Below are 16,789 nucleotides of genomic sequence, written 5' to 3' on the forward strand. Positions count from 1 at the left end.
CTTTCTTAATATTAACAAATGGCCTTCGTGAATTATTTGAAGGTCATTTTTTGAAGCCTATTTATAGACGGTTGAACTAATTAGTTCGGGAGTGTTTGAGACATATCCTGTGTTATAAGTTTTGCTAACTAGAAGAGAATCATTTCGCTCCGGAGGGATATCCGGAGCTTGAAACCCTATTTAAAAGGAATATGCTCATGGCGAATAACAGCATTAATAGCGTAATGCCCGTTAATTTTATCAATACTTCTGATACGAATTATGCTTGGTTAACCCCTAAACCGCTTCTCGATGCCAAAGGCGGCAAGATCGAAATTATTATTGATGGTGTTTCACATTTAACTGATATTGATAAAGATGGTAATTGGAAATTTACTCCGCCAGGCGGCTGGGCTGAAGGCATGCATACGGTGCAGCTGGTGACCATTGATCGCGCCACAAACCGCAGTGCTCCAACTACGTACATTGTCAATGTTGATAAGACTCCGCCTTCACAACCAGAAATCTGGCGCGCGGTTGATAATACAGGTAGCGACAAAGGGAATCTGACACCGGGTGACACTAGCGATGAGCGTAAACCCGTACTTTCGGGTGTCGCGGAACCGCAATCTATTGTTTATCTCTATGATAATACAGGTACTACACCAATTGGCTCAGCGAAAGCCGATAATATGGGCGCATGGACGATCACCCCAACGCTGGATGATGGTTCGCATAGTCTTACGGTAACCTCGCAAGACATCACTAAAAATACCAGTGTGAAATCAGCCCCTTTCGTTCTGAAGATAGCTGCTGGTGCAGTCGTTTTTGCTGAGCAAGGTGATTCTGAGACTCCAGCTCCAGTTGAAGATAACAAATCTCTCAATTTAGGCACTTTCGCACAGGATAGCTCAGCGATTGAACCCATTTATCTTGACCGAAGAGTCATCAATGGGAGTGGCACCAACCTGAAAGAAGCTGGCTCCACCATATATTACATAATTAATCGTGAAATCTACTCGGGAAAAGTGCAAGCCGATGGTAAGTGGAGCGTTCAATTACCTGAATTGGATGATGGCACTTATTTCTTCCAGACTCGTTTCCTTGATCGCGCAGGAAACTGGGGCGCTGTAACGCAAAGAATCATCATTATTGACGCTGATGCCTTAGCGCCGCCGCAAATTATGCGTGTCATTGATGACGTGGGTACGGTGGATTATCTGACTTCTAGCCAATTTACTAATGACAACACGCCAACGCTGAGTGGCGTTGCTCAACCCGGCTCTTTGGTTTCAATTTATGGAACTGACTCAACGATTATTGGTTCAGTTAAAGCGAGTGATGATGGTCGCTGGAGCTTTACGCCAACCTTGAACGCTGATGGTACACATGTATTTAATGTTGCCTATACCGATCGTCATGGCAAAACCAGTCCAAAATCCGACAATTTCACACTGAATTTGGATACATCCATTCCAAGCACGCCAACTTTGAACGAAGTTTATGATGATGAAGGCCGCAGCACGGGAGCGCTGAAATCAGGTGATACCACTGATGACAAAACACCGACCTTGTCAGGCAAAGGTGACGCAGGCTCAATTGTTCGTATTTGGGACGGCTCAACCCTTATTGGCAGTGTAGTGGTGGATAAGCAGGGTGAATGGAAACTGGATCTTGATTTGGATGAAGGTACTTACAACCTGCGTGTAGATGCTATCTCAAAAGGCGGTAACACATCACCTGGTCAAACCGAAAACTTCCGCTTAATTATTGATACAAATATTCTGCCGCCAGTGGAAATTGAAGAAGTTGTGGCGAATAACGGTCCTGTTGAAATTCCTCTTCATGATGGTGATTCAACGAATGACACTACGCCAGTACTGCGTGGTACCGGTAATGATGGCGATATCGTTTATGTCCGTGAAGATGGGAAAGACATTGGCTCTGCAACAGTGGTTGGTGGCAAATGGGAAGTTGAAGTCCCCGCGCTGGAAGAAGGACCACATGAGTTGGTGGTGCAAATTGGTGACGCAGCAGGTGATAAGCGTTCAGGTGACTCAGCTCCTATTAACCTCATCATTGATACTAAAGCGCCAGGAAAACCGGATGAACCCGCAATTATCGATAACGAAGGTGATAAGCAAGGCCCAGTAGGACCAGGTGAAGCTATTGACGATAGCCGCCCAGAATTTACCGGTGGAGACGCAGATAAAGGCGATACCGTAAAAATTATCATCAGGGATGAAAAGGGTGATGAGACCGTAATTGGCACCGCCATCGTTGGTGATAATGGTGACTGGAGTATTCGCCCAACAGATCCTATCCCTGATGGTGAATACGAAGTCATTGTTGAAATCACGGATCCAGCGGGTAACACCTCTCAACCGTCAGATCCAGTGGACCTGATCATTGACACTAAAGTGCCTGACGCGCTGAAAGATTTTGAATTAATTGATGATATTGGTCCCAAAAAAGGGCCAATTCACAATGGCGACTTTACTGATGACACCAAACCAACCATCAGTGGTACGGGAGTTGATGGTACTAAAGTCATCATTTATGACGGAGCGAGGGTAATTGGTAGTGCAACCGTTGCAAATGGCAAATGGGAGTTAGAGCTTCCAACGCTCAGCGAAGGTAAGCATGACATCAAGGTTCAACCAGTAAGCGCTTCAGGTGTTAAAGGTCCAATCAGCGACGGTATTAACTTTGACGTCGATACCACGGCACCGACCACAGGCACTTTTGACAGCGTAAAAACTGACAAAGCTAATGATGGAACGGAAGCGAATGCATCTGCGGCTGAAAATGACAATACACTGATCATGTATGGCACAGGGACTTCAGGCGATGTCGTGACTCTTTATGGTAATGCTGCTCATACCCTCGTGATTGGTTCGACTACGGTGGTTAACGGTACGTGGAGATTTGAAACGCCAGAGCTGCCAGATGCCGTTTATCAATTTAGCGCAGGCTTTAGCGACGCAGCGGGTAACGAATATCGACCTGCAACTAAGTTTGATATCGAAGTTGATACTCAGGCTCCTTTGCCGCCAGAAATCGAGCTTTTCGGCATGATGGATCTGAATGAAGGTCTGATGAATATGTCACTCAATGACATCATGTCTCAGAGCAGTGATTCCCTGTTCATTGATAACGGTAAAACGCAGATGATCGTATCTGAGAAAGGGAGCCAGGAACTGAAGTTGGAAGACATCTTGCCGAAAGGTGAAGATGTCAGCAACTGGACCCAGGCAAACGGCACCGTGACCGTGGCAGGCGTTGAGTATAATGTTTACCAGAACAACGGTGGTGATGCTGAAGTGATGGTTCCTCAGCACCTGATTCAAGAACAGCATTAATCTCTGATTAACGGCTAACAAAAAGCCCCGGTCTCACGATCGGGGCTTTTTTTATGCTTCTAGGCTAATAACAGGATTACTTCGCCGCTTCCAGCACCAAAATCTTCACATCCACCACATCATCTTTAATTAGCGAACGATGCGCATCCATATGTGGCATCTGCTGATGTTGCTCCAGATGGCGCAATGATTCCCACTGTTCCAGCATAAAAATCGAATCTGGTGAATTCTGTTTCCATGGCACCTGCGCTTGATGATCGACCAACGCGTCATATTGATGACAGCCTTGTTCTTCCAGCACGGTTGGAATCAATTTGTTGATTGCATCCAACACCACCTGACGGCGGCCCGGTTTCACACAAATCTCTGCAACGACGGTTAACATAGCGCTTCCTCTTATCCCTGGGTGTTTACAGTTAAGCAAAGATCTTGCTGAGATGAGTCCGATAACGTTCGATATCGCGCGGCACGTCCGGCATTTTGATCACATCGTTACAGATAAAAGTCGGCAAACCTTCCATGCCCAGGAACTGGTTGGCTTTGTGGAAGTGCAGATACAAACCATCGACACCGACGCCTTCGAAGAATTGCTCTGGATCGTTAAACGCTTCCAGCGGCGCATTCCAGGTCAATGAAAGCATGTATTTCTTACCCTGAATCAGGCCGCCAGAACCGTATTTTTTACCGGCATCGCTGCGAGTACGGCCATCGCTGGCATACAGTGAACCGTGACCTTCGGTAAAGATTTCATCGATGTACTTTTTCACCGTCCACGGCTCACCCATCCACCAACCTGGCATTTGATAAATCACCACATCGCTGTCGAGATACTTCTGCACTTCTTCTTTTACGTTGTAATCGCTATCGGCGAGGGTGACTTGCACTTGATGGCCCAAATCACGCAGTTGGCTTGCTGCCACTTCAGTCAGCGTATGGTTGAGTTCGCCTTTGGAATGGGCGAAAGTTTTTCCGCCGTCGATAATCAAAATATTCATGTTCGCTCCGTTTCTCGTTGATGGCGGCCACTCTACGCGCGTGAGTGAAGTAAAAAAATGCGTGATTGATCACAAGACTTTTGCTTATAAAGCAATAATGCGCAGGCGTATGAAATAATCTGTGCGCAAACCAACATCAAAATGAAAAAGAAGAGCTCATGAAAACCGCGATATTAACCACATTACTTTTGGCAACCGGCGCCGCCCAGGCGCAATCCCATCTCGATCAAATCCGCAGTAGCAAAACCCTTAAAGTCTGCACCACTGGCGATTACAAGCCGTACAGCTTCTTGCGCAGCGATGGGCAATATGAAGGATTGGATATCAGCATGGCACAATCGCTGGCGACCAGCCTCGGTGCAAAAGTGCAATGGGTGCCGACCACCTGGAAAACCATGAGCGACGATTTTGTTGCGAAGCAGTGTGATATCGCTTTGGGTGGCGTGTCGGTAACGCTCAAGCGTCAGCAAATTGCGTGGTTCGCGCAGCCATTGGGCGTGGACGGCAAAATTCCGCTGGTACGTTGCGACGACAAAGCGAAATACCAGACGGTTGAGCAAATTAATAAAGCCAGCGTGCGGGTGATTGAACCGGCGGGCGGCACCAATGAAGCTTTCGTGCACAGCCACTTGCCACAGGCAACGCTACAACTGGCGGATAACGTGGGAATTTTTCAGCAGTTAGTGGATAAGAAAGCCGACGTGATGATCACCGATGCCTCGGAAGCGCAATTCCAGCAGCAACACTATCCCACGCTGTGCGCCATCAATCCCGACCAGCCGATGCAATACGGCGAGAAGGCTTACATGATCCCGCGTGATGATATGAGCTGGAAATTGTATGTCGATCAGTGGCTGCATCTCAGCACCGCCACCGGCGAATATGCGCAGATCGCCAAACAATGGTTGGGTTCGGCCAAATAACCTCTGATTGCGGTGCGCAAAGATGCGCACCGTCTAACTTACTTAACGATACAAACTCGCTTTACCTAATCCGCCAAACAGATTCATCTTGTAGCGAATCACCGCTTTCGCCGCGGTAATCGCTTCCGGGTAGATCACATTCGGATCCCACCAGGTTTCACGCGCCAGAATCTCACGCAGCTTATCGAAGTAAGCGAATTTCATATCGCTGGAAATATTGATCTTGCCGACGCCAAGCGTCACCGCTTCTGCGATTTCGGCATCGGGATTCGCCGATCCGCCATGCAGCACCAGCGGAATGGTGGTGCGTTGCGAGATATCTTTCAGGATATGCATCTGCAACTCAGGCTTCATATTTTTTGGATAGATGCCGTGCGCGGTACCAATCGCTACCGCCAGCGTATCGACGCCGGTGCGCTGGACAAAATCTTCTGCCTGCGCCGGTTCGGTGTAGATCACTTTACTCACGCCACCTTCCACCGACGTGCCGGTATCGCCGATGGTGCCAAGTTCGCCTTCCACCGACACCCCAACAGAATGAGCCAGTTTCACCACCTCTTTGGTCAGCGCCACGTTCTCTTCGTACGGCAGCAGCGAACCGTCAATCATCACCGACGTGAAGCCGCATTGAATGGCGCGCAGCACTTGCGCAATTGAGGCGCCATGATCGAGGTGGATGGTGAAGGGCACTTTGCTTTTTAGCGTACGTTCCCGCACATAGCCAAAGAATTCGTCAGTGACAAATTCCAGCTCGCTTGGGTGAATCGAGATAATCGCGGGCGTGTTGGTGGCTTCGGCTTCTTCTACCACCGCACGGATAAAGCAGCTATCTGCCACGTTAAATGCACCAATGGCATAACGGTGTTCACGAGTCGGTGCCAACATTTCTTTCATTGAAATCAACATGTTAATTTTTCCTCAGCGTGAGTTTTACTAGAGCCGACGCGCACGCCGACCCGATGATGGATATGAATGTGAAATTGACAATGTGATGTAGGGTCGCCATTCATGGCGACCGCCAGCTAACTGGATGGCTAAACCTTGCCCGCCGACCCCGACCAGCTCAAATACTCAACCACTACTTCGCGGCAGGCGGATTCCATCAGCCCGAGCAAATCGGCTAATTCCGCATGCGGATGCTGTTTCAGTGCCTGTTCAATTGCCATTTTCCCGGCATCAAACACCGCCGCGCCGACATTAATCTTGGCAACGCCGAATTCGCTAACGCGGCGAATATCCTCGGCGGGCGTGCCTGATCCGCCATGCAGCGCCAATGGTCGAGTGGAAGCTGCATGCAGCTCCTGCAAGCGTTGAAAATCGATCTTCGGCTTGACGCCCGCCGGATAAAGTCCGTGCGCGGTGCCGACCGATATCGCCAGCAGATCGATATCGGTCTGCTCGATAAACGGCAGCACATCCGCCACTTGTGTCATCTTTACTGACGCATCCGCCAGCTCGTAAGTCGGCGCATCGGCGATATGCCCCAGCTCGCCTTCAACGCAAACGCCAGCGGTATGCGCCATTTTCACCACAGCGGTGGTTTGGCGAATGTTCTCGGCCAGCGGCTCGGAGGAGGCATCGATCATCAAACCAGTAAAACCGGCACGAAACGCCTGACCAATCAGCGGAAAGGCTTTGCCGTGATCGAGGGCCAGAGCAACCGGTACGCTGGCGGCATTGGCCAACGCCTGCACCAGCGGCACCGCGATGGCGGGCGGGAAGTGCGTGCTGTGTCCCTGATAAACATTGAGGATCAGCGGAGCGCGCTGCTGTTCGGCGGCCTGAATGGCGGCACGCGCGGTCTCGAGGTTGAAGCAGTTAATCGCCAGCACCGCGTAACGCTGTTTGGCCGCGGCCTGAATCAGGTCATTCATCATGGCAAACATGGTGGCTCCTTATTCCAGAGTGAATTTAATCTCTTCATCGCGGACGCCGGGGGCTTCCACGTCGTCGAACTCTTCATCTGCCTGGGTGACCGGTTTCTTCAGCACTGACAGCATCACGCCGCACACCGTGGTGCCGATGCCGAGCGCTAAGCAGAACAGCCAAGGCTTGTTGAACAGTGGCACCACAAACATCCCGCCGTGCGGCACCGGTGCGCCAACGCCCCATACCATAATCAGGCCCCCGGCGATGGCGGAAGCCACCACGCAGCTACCCACCACGCGGAACAAGTCGCGCGCCGCAATCGGAATCACGCCTTCGGTAATCATGCAGATACCCATTGGGAAAGCGGCTTTCAGCGCTTCTTTCTCGGCTTTGGTGTACTTGTTACGACTCAGTAGATACGACAGCGTGATGCCAAACGGTGGAATCATTGAGCCGACAAACTTCACCGCTTCCGGCCCATAAATGCCGTCAACCAGCATGCCGTCAGCAAACAGCGACATGGTTTTATTCACCGGTCCGCCAAAATCGAAGGTCGCCATCGCGCCGAGAATCGCGCCCATCACAAACTTCGAGCCGCCTTGCATCGATTCCAGCAACGCAATCAACGCCTTTTGTAGCCAGACAATCGGTTGGCCGATAAAGGTCATCATCAGCAATCCGGCGATGATGGTGCTCAGCACCGGCAGCACCATAATTGGCATTAAGCCCTGCATCGATTTCGGCAACTTAATGGTGCGGCGCAGCAGCAGCACGGTGTAACCCACCAGGAAACCGCCGAAGATGCCGCCGATAAATCCGGTGCCGATCTGCCCGCAGATGAAACCGACGATCAAGCCAGGCGCAAAGCCGGGGCGATCGGCGATCGAATAGGCGATCGCTGCGCTGATCAGCGGCACGATCAAGCCCATGCCCCAGCCACCAATCTGGTTCAGCATCCACGCCACGGTGCCAGTGTGTTTGCCGACATCCGGCCCGCCGATCACCTGGCCGAGCGCGATACAGATCCCAGCGGCGACGATCAGCGGGATCATCCATGAAATGCCGGTAAGCAAATGGCCTTTGATCTCCTGGCCGTACTGACGTTTGTTGTCATTCATGATGGATCTCCTCAGGCGCGCGCCAGTGAATCCGCCACTTTTTCGAGGAATTTCACCGGTGACTTGATCACCACTTCGGTTTTCACTCGCACAATGGGTTTGCCCTGAAAGCGCTCCTCGCCTTTAATCTTCACGTCTACCGCGAGGATCACCACGTCAGCGGCAGCGATGTCTTCCGGCGTTAGCGCGGTTTCGGTGCCAATGGTGCCTTGCGTTTCAACGTGGATGGTGTGGCCCAGCGCGTGAGCCCCTTTAATCAGTTTTTCGCGCGCAATATAGGTATGCGCGATGCCTGCGGTGCAGGCCGCTACACAGACGATATTCATGTGTCACCTCAAAGAGTTGGGGGATTAACAGAGGTCGGTTTCGGCGTACTGACTAAACAGCCGGATGATATTGCTGGCATCGTTTTCTACCAGCAGTTGGGCTATCACCTCATCATCGGCCAGCGCGCTGGCCACCTGCGACAACAGGCGAATATGGGTGGTGTTCTGATCTTCCAGCCGCACGGCAAACAGAATGATGCAGCGCACCTGGCTGCCATCCAGCGTTTCCCAGGGAATATCGTGTTGGGTGCGGCCAATGGCGAGCGTGGTTTGTTTCACCGCCGCGGATTTACCGTGCGGAATGGCGATGTGATTTTCGAAGCCGGTGGAACCTTCAGCTTCACGTAGCCAAACGTCCTCGATAAAGGCCGCGCGGTCGGTAATCGCGCCGTCTTTATAGAGCAAATCGGTCAGCTCATTAATCGCTTCTTCTTTGGTGGTGGCGTTCAGCGCCAGGTTAACGCGGCGCGGCGTTAGAATGCGGGAAATATCCATCGTGAATCCTCATTCAATTAATGTTCAGCCAAAGCGCAGGAGGCGCCATCGGGCAGCTGGCTGCCAATCATGGCGTCAGTCACCCGCCGAATATCGTCATCGTTAAAAAAGGCACTGACATACACCGCCGGAATCGGCCCGGCGCTGAGATGAATGGTGGTGATCACCAAATCCACCGTTTCGCGTTGGCAAAATGCCGCGTGATTGCTGGCCGACACCACCCCGACAATTTCCCAATCTGGAAAAGCGCGCAGGATGCGACTCTTCAGCAAATGCGAGGTGCCAACGCCGCTCGAACACACCACCAGAATGCGTTTATGGGCAATTTGTCGCTCCAGCGCCGCCTGGAAATGCACGCACAGATAACCTATTTCGTCATCCGCTACGCTTGAAAGTCCGTGGGTGCGGGCAGTTAATTGCATCGCCTTACGCGTTAATGAAAATATTTCTTTCATCTCCTGCTGAATATCTTCCAGCAGTGGATTGCGAATATGAATATGGTATTTGAGTCGATTTAATAATGGCTTTATATGCACTAATAAACCTTCAAATAATAAGCGGTCTTGCGCCAAGTCCTGTTGAATAAATGATGAAAAACGATCAATTAATTCACAGGTTATTTTTACCGATTCGGCGGTGGAAAATTGATTATGCAGCGGGGCATTATCGCCACGTTCTTCCACGACAATGCCGGACGAAACGATATATTGATAAATAAAGCCGATTTCATCCGCCGGTAACGCGCAACACATACGTTGCTCAATCTGCCTCACCATCTGTTGTGCGATGGTGAGGATGCGTTGATCGAGATCCTGCGCGCTGGTCAGCGTTTCCAGGGCCAATGCATTACCTTGCGCCATGCGATGCATCATGATCAGAATATGGGTGCAGAGATTGAGATACCACGCATCACCAAGCGGGTAACTTAGCTGCTGCTCCATCTGTTGCAGCAACGCCTGCACAAACGGCACATCCTCATCACCAAAATAATGCACCAGCGCCTGCTGGCTACCGGGATCGAGCCGCGGCAACAGCGGTGTTCCAGCGACGTTTTGCTGCATCACATCGTTAATCAGCGACACCATCGCCTGGCGTAAAGTCTGCTCATTCCCTTCAATGTGGGTGCCGCCCGGCCCGCGTTGCAGCGCCAGTCCCAGCGGTTGCAACCACTCTTCAATCACCTTCAGGTCATTGACAATCGACGCGTGACTAATGAAATAACGTTCAGAAAGCTTGCTGATCGAGGTGGCGCGCGGCGCATCACTCAATAGCTGCGAAGCAATCTTTACTCGGCGGCTGTTATGGCTTAACGCTTCAGACGAACTGCTTTCATCGCCGTTAAGTTGTTGTTCTAGTTGCAAGCGCTGCTGGATATCATCCACCCGCAGGCGCACACCGCGTCCCGGTGTTTTCTCTAAAGTCAGCGACCAGTTGCTGAGCCAGCTTTCCAGCCACTGCAAATCGCGCTGAATGGTCTTCTCCGATACACCCAGCTGTAACGCTAACTCTTTACTCGGCTGTGGCGCGGCATGATGCAGCAGCAATTTTACTAATCGGTGTTGTCGCGAAGTCAGTATTTGCATTCGGTCACCCTTATTTTGGCAAAGCGTTAATGGCTAATTGCTCTTTATATTTATTCCATGCCAGAAATCAGAAGCGCAAAAATGTGGTGCTGTTGGAGTATGAATTTAGGAGAGGACAAGATAAGCAACAATACTAAATGTTGTCCGTGATAGCGGACATAATTAATATGCAGTGATTATCCGATAATTAATTGCGACCTCGCTCACACTGAATGGCCGATATTCACTGTGATAGCGATCGCATATTGTTTTAATTATCCAACCGACATCACGTTATTTAACCTGAGACGATTCTGTCTTGCGCCGCGGGCTTCTCTGTGACTAAACCGCACGAATAAGGTAATATCCTCGCCAAATGACCGCCGGATGTCCCGCCGTTGCGGGCCACGAAGTGAGGATGCGAGCTTAATGAGCGAATTGACGCAAGATGGTGCAGAACGTTTAGCTCTGCACAAGTTTACGGAAAACGCGTACCTGAACTACTCCATGTACGTGATCATGGACCGTGCGCTGCCGTACATCGGCGATGGCCTCAAGCCAGTGCAGCGCCGCATTGTCTATGCGATGTCGGAATTGGGCCTCAATTCCAACGCCAAATTCAAAAAATCGGCGCGTACCGTCGGTGACGTGCTGGGTAAATACCATCCGCACGGCGACAGCGCGTGCTACGAAGCGATGGTGCTGATGGCGCAGCCGTTCTCTTACCGCTATCCGCTGGTGGATGGTCAGGGAAACTGGGGTGCGCCGGACGATCCGAAATCCTTCGCCGCGATGCGTTATACCGAATCGCGTCTGTCTAAATACGCGGAAATCCTGCTGGGCGAATTGGGGCAAGGCACCTCCGATTACGTCCCGAACTTCGACGGCACCATGCAAGAGCCGAAGATGTTGCCGGCGCGTCTGCCGAACATCTTATTAAACGGCACCACCGGCATTGCGGTGGGCATGGCGACTGACATTCCACCGCATAACCTGCGTGAAGTGGCGGAAGCGGCGGTCAAGCTGATCGACAGCCCGAACACCACGTTGAACGAGCTGCTGGATATCGTGCAAGGGCCGGATTATCCGACCGAAGCGGAGATCATCACGCCGCGCAATGAGATCCGTAAGATCTATGAAAGCGGTCGCGGTTCGATTCGCCAGCGTGCGGTGTGGAAAAAAGAAGATGGCGACGTGGTGATTACCGCGCTGCCACATCAGGTTTCCGGCGCACGCGTGCTTGAGCAGATCGCCAACCAGATGCGCAATAAAAAGCTGCCGATGGTGGAAGATCTGCGTGATGAATCTAACCACGAAAACCCAACGCGTCTGGTGATTGTGCCGCGCTCCAATCGCGTCGATGTCGAGCAGGTAATGAATCACCTGTTTGCCACCACCGATCTGGAAAAAAGCTATCGCGTTAACCTGAACATGATCGGGCTGGATAACCGTCCGGCGGTGAAAAACCTGCTGGAAATCCTGACTGAGTGGCTGGTGTATCGTCGCGCTACCGTCACGCGCCGTCTCAACTATCGTTTAGATCGCGTATTGCGTCGCCTGCATATCCTCGAAGGTATGTTGGTGGCGTTTCTCAATATTGATGAAGTGATTCATATCATCCGTACTGATGATGAACCGAAGCCGGTATTGATGTCGCGCTTTGATATCACCGATACCCAAGCCGAAGCGATTCTGGAATTAAAACTGCGTCATCTCGCCAAACTGGAAGAGATGAAGATTCGCGGTGAGCAAGCCGAGCTTGAAAAAGAGCGCGATCAGCTGCAAGCGATTCTGGCGTCTGAACGCAAGATGAGTAATTTGCTGAAGAAAGAGTTGCTGGCCGATAGCCAAACTTACGGCGACGATCGTCGTTCGCCGCTGCGCGAACGTGAAGAAGCCAAAGCGCTGAGCGAAAACGAGCTGGTGAGCGCCGAGCCGGTCACCATCGTGCTGTCGCAGATGGGTTGGGTGCGTAGTGCCAAAGGTCACGATATCGATGCCGCTGGTTTGAGCTACAAAGCGGGCGACAGTTATCTAGCCGCCGCGCGCGGCAAGAGCAATCAGCCGGTGGCGTTTATCGACTCGACCGGACGCAGTTACACGCTCGATCCAACCTCGTTGCCATCCGCGCGCGGGCAGGGCGAGCCGCTCACCGGTAAGCTGACGCCACCGCCGGGCGCGGTGATTGAGCAAGTGCTGATGGAGCCGGATGAGCAGAAATTGCTAATGGCGTCGGATGCGGGTTACGGCTTTATCTGTACCTTTGCCGATTTGGTCTCGCGCAATCGCGCCGGCAAAGCGCTGCTGACGCTGCCAGAAAACGCCAAAGTGATGACGCCGATGGCGGTGCATTCCGGCGATGACATGTTGCTGGCGATCACCCAAGCCGGTCGTATGTTGATGTTCCCGGTTGGCGATCTGCCGCAGATGTCGAAAGGCAAAGGCAACAAAATCATCTCGATTCCATCGGCAGAAGCCGCTGCGGGCACTGACAAACTACAATGGTTGATGATTTTGCCGCCGGGCGCGTCAATCACCATTTATGTCGGCAAACGCAAGTTGGTGATGCGCGATGAAGAGCTGCAAAAAGTGCGTGGCGATCGTGGCCGTCGCGGCAGCGTGGCGCGCGGTCTGCAACGTATCGATAGCGTAGAAGTGAATGCACCAGCGCGTCCGAAAACTGACGCGAGTGAAGAGTAACGCTGTAATTCAGGCGATGGAATGCCCAATTTGAGGAATCTATGTTACTAATTTTACGAGCAATTATTGTTATTGTTTATTCGATTCTGGTTTGTATCTTCGGCAGTATCTGGTGTCTGTTTTCGCCACGCAATCCGCGCCACGTCGCGACCTTTGGCCATATGCTCGGTCGCTTGTCGACGGTGTTTGGTCTCAAAGTGGAACTGCGTAAACCAGCGGAAGCCGCGCACTATGGCAACGCGATCTACATCGCGAACCACCAGAACAATTACGACATGATTACGGCCGCGAAAATCGTGCAGCCGACAACGGTCACCGTCGGTAAGAAAAGCCTGTTGTGGATTCCGTTCTTCGGCCAACTTTATTGGCTGACCGGTAACCTGTTGATTGATCGTGATAACCGTGCCAAAGCGCACGGCACCATCGGTGAGTTGGTCGATCAATTTAACAAAAAGCGCATTTCATTCTGGATGTTCCCGGAAGGTACGCGCAGCCGTGGACGCGGTTTATTGCCGTTTAAAACCGGCGCGTTTCATGCTGCGGTGGCTGCCGGTGTGCCGATCATTCCAATTGTGGTGTCTAACACCCACGATAAAGTGAAATTGAATCGCTGGAACAATGGCTTAGTGATTGTTGAGATGTTGCCTCCGGTCGATACCACGCAATTCACCACCACTTCGGTGCGTAAACTCGCTACCCATTGCCGCGAATTAATGTCGGCTAAACTGGAAGAATTGAACGCCGAAGTCGCCGAACGCGAAAAAAGCGGTAAACTCTGACCGGCCAAACGGGGCAGGTTCTTCTGCCCCAGCCCGTTCCGGGCGCAACACAGCAACTAATAATCAATTAGAACAACATGGACACGGCGTTTTCACGCCACGCTCAAAAGGTCTGAAGTTTTATGTCTTGCAGCAGACGTCAGTTTATTCAGTTATCTGCCGGTGTCGCGCTGGCTTCCGGTGCCATGCCTTATGCCGCCCGCGCCGCCGCGCCATTGGGCGATACGCCGCTTCCTATTCCCCCATTGATTGAATCCCGTCGCGGACAACCGCTGTTTTTAACCTTGCAGCGCAGCCATTGGTCATTCAGCGGTAACAGCAACAAAGTGCCGGTGTGGGGCATTAATGGCATGTACCTCGGCCCAACGGTGCGCGTTTACAGCGGCGATGATGTGAAGCTGATTTACAGCAACCGCCTTAACGAGCCGGTATCGATGACCGTCAGCGGTTTGCAGGTGCCGGGCGCATTAATGGGCGGCGCGCCGCGTATGATGTCAGCGGGTGCCGATTGGGCGCCAGTGCTGCCGATTCGTCAGGGCGCGGGCACCTTGTGGTATCACGCCAACACGCCGAATCGCATGGCACCGCACGTCTACAACGGGCTGGCGGGCATGTGGCTGGTTGAGGATGATGTCAGCAAAGCGCTGCCGTTGCCCAAGCATTATGGCGTTGATGATTTCCCACTGATTATTCAGGACAAACGCCTCGATAACTTCGCCACGCCGGTGTACAACCCGCCTGCTGACGGCGGATTTGTCGGCGACGTGTTACTGGTCAATGGCGTGCAAAATCCGTATGTCGAAGTGTCGCGCGGCTGGGTGCGTTTGCGTTTACTGAATGGCTCAAATTCACGCCGCTTCGATCTGAGTTTCTCTGATAATCGCCCGTTTACCGTGATCGCCAGCGATCAAGGTTTCTTGCCAGCGCCGGTAGCAGTGCAACTGTTATCACTCGCACCTGGCGAGCGCCGCGAAGTGCTGGTGGATATGTCGCAGGGCGATGAAGTATCGATCACCGCCGGTACCGCGGCAGGCTTGATGGATCGCTTACGTGGTCTGTTTGAGCCTTCGTCGATTCTGACCAATACGCTGGTGCTAAGCCTGCGCCCAACCGGTTTGCTGCCGTTGGTGACCGACAATCTGCCGATGCGTTTGCTGGCGGATCAAATCCTTGATGGCGTTGCGGTACGCACGCGCGAATTCCGCCTCGGCGATCGCGAACCAGGCATTAACGGCGCATTGTGGGATATGAACCGCATTGATACCACCGTGCAGCAAGGCACCTTTGAGCGCTGGGTGATCCACGCCGATATGCCGCAATCGCTGCACATTCAGGGCGTGATGTTCCTGATCAAGAACGTAAACGGTGCGCAGCCGATGGGCGAAGATCGCGGCTGGAAAGATACGGTGTGGGTGGATGGCTCGGTGGAGTTGCTGGTGAGTTTCCCGCAGAGTTCATCGGATCACTTCCCGTTCGTCTATTACAGCCAAAGTCTGGAAATGGCCGATCGCGGGACAGCTGGGCAGATGTTGGTGAGTCCTGCGTTGTAATGTCCCTCATCGGTATGTTTAGGTAGACTTCAGTTTTACACCAGCACTCGGTCTGTCCCCTCTCCCATTTATGGGAGAGGGTTAGGGTGAGGGGAAATCTGCACAATCCTACCCGTTAAAACTCTCCGGGTCCGGCCCCAAACGATTCCCGCTATCCAGCTTAGCAATCTCGCTGACTTCGGTTTTATCTAAGCGGAAATCAAACACCTCAAAGTTCTCGCGAATACGTTCCGGCGTGACTGACTTCGGAATCACCACCAATCCGCTATCCAGATGCCAGCGAATCACGATTTGTGCTGCAGTTTTGCCGTACTTCTTCGCCAGCTCGCGGATAATATCCTGATCAAATACGCCTTTGCCGCCTTGCGCCAGCGGGCTCCAGGATTCGGTTTGAATCTGGTGCAGCGCATTCCACGCATGCAGCGTGCGCTGTTGCAGCATCGGATGCAGCTCAATCTGATTCACCACCGGTGTGACACCGGTTTCGTCAATCAGGCGTTTAAGATGCGCTTCATGGAAGTTGCACACGCCGATACTTGTGGTTAAGCCGTCTTGCTGCAACTTGATCATTTGCTTCCAGGCATCAACATAGTGATCTTTTTCCGGGCACGGCCAATGCATCAAATACAAATCCACTTTCTTTAACTGCAACTTCTTCAGGCTGGTTTCGAGCGCCTGTTGCGCGTTTTGCTGGTCGTCATTCCACAGTTTGGTGGTGATAAAGATGTCTTCACGCGCCACATCGGTTTTTTCCAACGCTTGCCCAACCGCTTCCTCATTTTTATAGATGGCCGCGGTATCGATGGAGCGATAGCCAACTTTCAAGGCTTCCACGATGGCTTCACGCGCATCATCAATGCTCGCCTGCCACACGCCAAGGCCAAGCTGCGGCATCATGTTACCGTCGCGTAGTTTAATAATGGGTTGCTCTGCCATAATTGCTCCTTACTGTTGCAGTGACTTACCGTAGAAAAGATGTGCTTAAGTCTAGTCAACAAACCTCATCTGGGGATCATTGTGGCAAGCGGCCAGCACTTTTGCCTGGGAGATTTCTGCAATAATCTTGCCTGATTCTCCAGGATGGTGGAGCTTTGAGCAGCATTGCGGCAAACTGCCTTTTTTGCTGCCCGA

The 16,789-nt window shown here is 52.1% G+C and carries 14 protein-coding genes; 5 read left to right on the forward strand and 9 right to left on the reverse strand.

Annotation, left to right across the window (positions count from 1 at the left end; genetic code table 11):
- Positions 1-197 precede the first annotated feature (197 nt).
- Complete coding sequence (locus ABDW13_RS02035) at positions 198-3,341, forward strand: Ig-like domain-containing protein (RefSeq protein WP_343550735.1); 3,144 nt, start codon at positions 198-200, stop codon at positions 3,339-3,341.
- A 76-nt stretch (positions 3,342-3,417) separates the two neighbouring features.
- On the opposite strand, the gene ABDW13_RS02040 is transcribed toward ABDW13_RS02035, so the two are convergent.
- Both ABDW13_RS02040 and ABDW13_RS02045 read right to left on the reverse strand, forming a co-directional pair.
- Positions 3,418-3,726: a putative quinol monooxygenase gene (locus ABDW13_RS02040; protein ID WP_343550736.1), complete on the reverse strand. Its 309-nt coding sequence runs from the start codon at positions 3,724-3,726 to the stop codon at positions 3,418-3,420.
- A gap of 31 nt (positions 3,727-3,757) precedes the next feature.
- On the reverse strand, positions 3,758-4,336 hold the full coding sequence (locus tag ABDW13_RS02045; protein ID WP_343550737.1) for an NAD(P)H-dependent oxidoreductase: 579 nt from the start codon (positions 4,334-4,336) through the stop codon (positions 3,758-3,760).
- A 158-nt stretch (positions 4,337-4,494) separates the two neighbouring features.
- On the opposite strand from ABDW13_RS02045, the gene ABDW13_RS02050 reads away from it, so the two are divergent.
- The gene (locus tag ABDW13_RS02050; RefSeq protein ID WP_343550738.1) at positions 4,495-5,259 is read left to right on the forward strand and encodes a transporter substrate-binding domain-containing protein; all 765 of its coding nucleotides are present in this window, start codon (positions 4,495-4,497) and stop codon (positions 5,257-5,259) included.
- Positions 5,260-5,301: 42 nt separating this feature from the next.
- Here ABDW13_RS02050 and ABDW13_RS02055 read toward each other — a convergent pair whose 3' ends face one another.
- From ABDW13_RS02055 to ABDW13_RS02080, 6 genes are all read right to left on the reverse strand, one after another.
- Complete coding sequence (locus tag ABDW13_RS02055; RefSeq protein WP_343550739.1) at positions 5,302-6,165, reverse strand: ketose-bisphosphate aldolase; 864 nt, start codon at positions 6,163-6,165, stop codon at positions 5,302-5,304.
- Positions 6,166-6,293: 128 nt separating this feature from the next.
- Complete coding sequence (locus ABDW13_RS02060; RefSeq protein WP_343550740.1) at positions 6,294-7,145, reverse strand: class II fructose-bisphosphate aldolase; 852 nt, start codon at positions 7,143-7,145, stop codon at positions 6,294-6,296.
- A 9-nt stretch (positions 7,146-7,154) separates the two neighbouring features.
- On the reverse strand, positions 7,155-8,246 hold the full coding sequence (locus tag ABDW13_RS02065; RefSeq protein WP_343550741.1) for a PTS fructose transporter subunit IIC: 1,092 nt from the start codon (positions 8,244-8,246) through the stop codon (positions 7,155-7,157).
- An 11-nt stretch (positions 8,247-8,257) separates the two neighbouring features.
- A complete protein-coding gene (locus tag ABDW13_RS02070; RefSeq protein WP_343550742.1) occupies positions 8,258-8,572 on the reverse strand; it encodes a fructose PTS transporter subunit IIB in 315 nt (104 codons plus the stop codon).
- Between the two features lie 24 nt (positions 8,573-8,596).
- Entirely contained in the window at positions 8,597-9,067 is a 471-nt protein-coding gene (locus tag ABDW13_RS02075; protein ID WP_343550743.1) for a fructose PTS transporter subunit IIA, read from the reverse strand.
- Positions 9,068-9,084: 17 nt separating this feature from the next.
- Entirely contained in the window at positions 9,085-10,650 is a 1,566-nt protein-coding gene (locus ABDW13_RS02080) for a transcription antiterminator (protein ID WP_343550744.1), read from the reverse strand.
- A gap of 408 nt (positions 10,651-11,058) precedes the next feature.
- Between ABDW13_RS02080 and parC the strand changes: the two genes are divergently transcribed.
- The 3 genes from parC to ftsP all read left to right on the forward strand — a co-directional run bounded on the left by parC (position 11,059) and on the right by ftsP (position 15,658).
- Positions 11,059-13,329 carry a DNA topoisomerase IV subunit A gene (gene parC, locus ABDW13_RS02085; RefSeq protein ID WP_343550745.1) on the forward strand — a complete coding sequence of 757 codons (2,271 nt, stop codon included), beginning with the start codon at positions 11,059-11,061 and terminating at the stop codon, positions 13,327-13,329.
- 41 nt (positions 13,330-13,370) lie between these two features.
- Positions 13,371-14,108, forward strand: a complete 738-nt coding sequence (locus ABDW13_RS02090) for a 1-acylglycerol-3-phosphate O-acyltransferase (protein WP_343550746.1) — start codon at positions 13,371-13,373, stop codon at positions 14,106-14,108.
- Positions 14,109-14,230: 122 nt separating this feature from the next.
- Positions 14,231-15,658 carry a cell division protein FtsP gene (ftsP, locus tag ABDW13_RS02095; RefSeq protein WP_343550747.1) on the forward strand — a complete coding sequence of 476 codons (1,428 nt, stop codon included), beginning with the start codon at positions 14,231-14,233 and terminating at the stop codon, positions 15,656-15,658.
- Between the two features lie 108 nt (positions 15,659-15,766).
- Here ftsP and dkgA read toward each other — a convergent pair whose 3' ends face one another.
- Positions 15,767-16,594 (reverse strand): 2,5-didehydrogluconate reductase DkgA, encoded by an 828-nt coding sequence (gene dkgA, locus ABDW13_RS02100; protein ID WP_343550748.1) that lies wholly within the window; start codon positions 16,592-16,594, stop codon positions 15,767-15,769.
- Between the last annotated feature and the right edge of the window lie 195 nt (positions 16,595-16,789).

Origin of the sequence: Pantoea sp. (assembly GCF_039594315.1) — a bacterium.
GTDB lineage: Bacteria > Pseudomonadota > Gammaproteobacteria > Enterobacterales > Enterobacteriaceae > Pantoea.

What these genes read in the sequence shown, in the direction of transcription:
- ABDW13_RS02040 (WP_343550736.1), bottom strand. Translation starts at nt 3,726, where the DNA reads ATGTTAACCGTCGTTGCAGAGATTTGTGTGAAACCGGGCCGCCGTCAG.
- ABDW13_RS02090 (WP_343550746.1), top strand. Translation starts at nt 13,371, where the DNA reads ATGTTACTAATTTTACGAGCAATTATTGTTATTGTTTATTCGATTCTG.
- ABDW13_RS02045 (WP_343550737.1), bottom strand. Translation starts at nt 4,336, where the DNA reads ATGAATATTTTGATTATCGACGGCGGAAAAACTTTCGCCCATTCCAAA.
- ABDW13_RS02035 (WP_343550735.1), top strand. Translation starts at nt 198, where the DNA reads ATGGCGAATAACAGCATTAATAGCGTAATGCCCGTTAATTTTATCAAT.
- dkgA (WP_343550748.1), bottom strand. Translation starts at nt 16,594, where the DNA reads ATGGCAGAGCAACCCATTATTAAACTACGCGACGGTAACATGATGCCG.
- ABDW13_RS02065 (WP_343550741.1), bottom strand. Translation starts at nt 8,246, where the DNA reads ATGAATGACAACAAACGTCAGTACGGCCAGGAGATCAAAGGCCATTTG.
- ABDW13_RS02070 (WP_343550742.1), bottom strand. Translation starts at nt 8,572, where the DNA reads ATGAATATCGTCTGTGTAGCGGCCTGCACCGCAGGCATCGCGCATACC.
- parC (WP_343550745.1), top strand. Translation starts at nt 11,059, where the DNA reads ATGAGCGAATTGACGCAAGATGGTGCAGAACGTTTAGCTCTGCACAAG.
- ABDW13_RS02075 (WP_343550743.1), bottom strand. Translation starts at nt 9,067, where the DNA reads ATGGATATTTCCCGCATTCTAACGCCGCGCCGCGTTAACCTGGCGCTG.
- ABDW13_RS02055 (WP_343550739.1), bottom strand. Translation starts at nt 6,165, where the DNA reads ATGTTGATTTCAATGAAAGAAATGTTGGCACCGACTCGTGAACACCGT.
- ABDW13_RS02060 (WP_343550740.1), bottom strand. Translation starts at nt 7,145, where the DNA reads ATGTTTGCCATGATGAATGACCTGATTCAGGCCGCGGCCAAACAGCGT.
- ftsP (WP_343550747.1), top strand. Translation starts at nt 14,231, where the DNA reads ATGTCTTGCAGCAGACGTCAGTTTATTCAGTTATCTGCCGGTGTCGCG.
- ABDW13_RS02050 (WP_343550738.1), top strand. Translation starts at nt 4,495, where the DNA reads ATGAAAACCGCGATATTAACCACATTACTTTTGGCAACCGGCGCCGCC.
- ABDW13_RS02080 (WP_343550744.1), bottom strand. Translation starts at nt 10,650, where the DNA reads ATGCAAATACTGACTTCGCGACAACACCGATTAGTAAAATTGCTGCTG.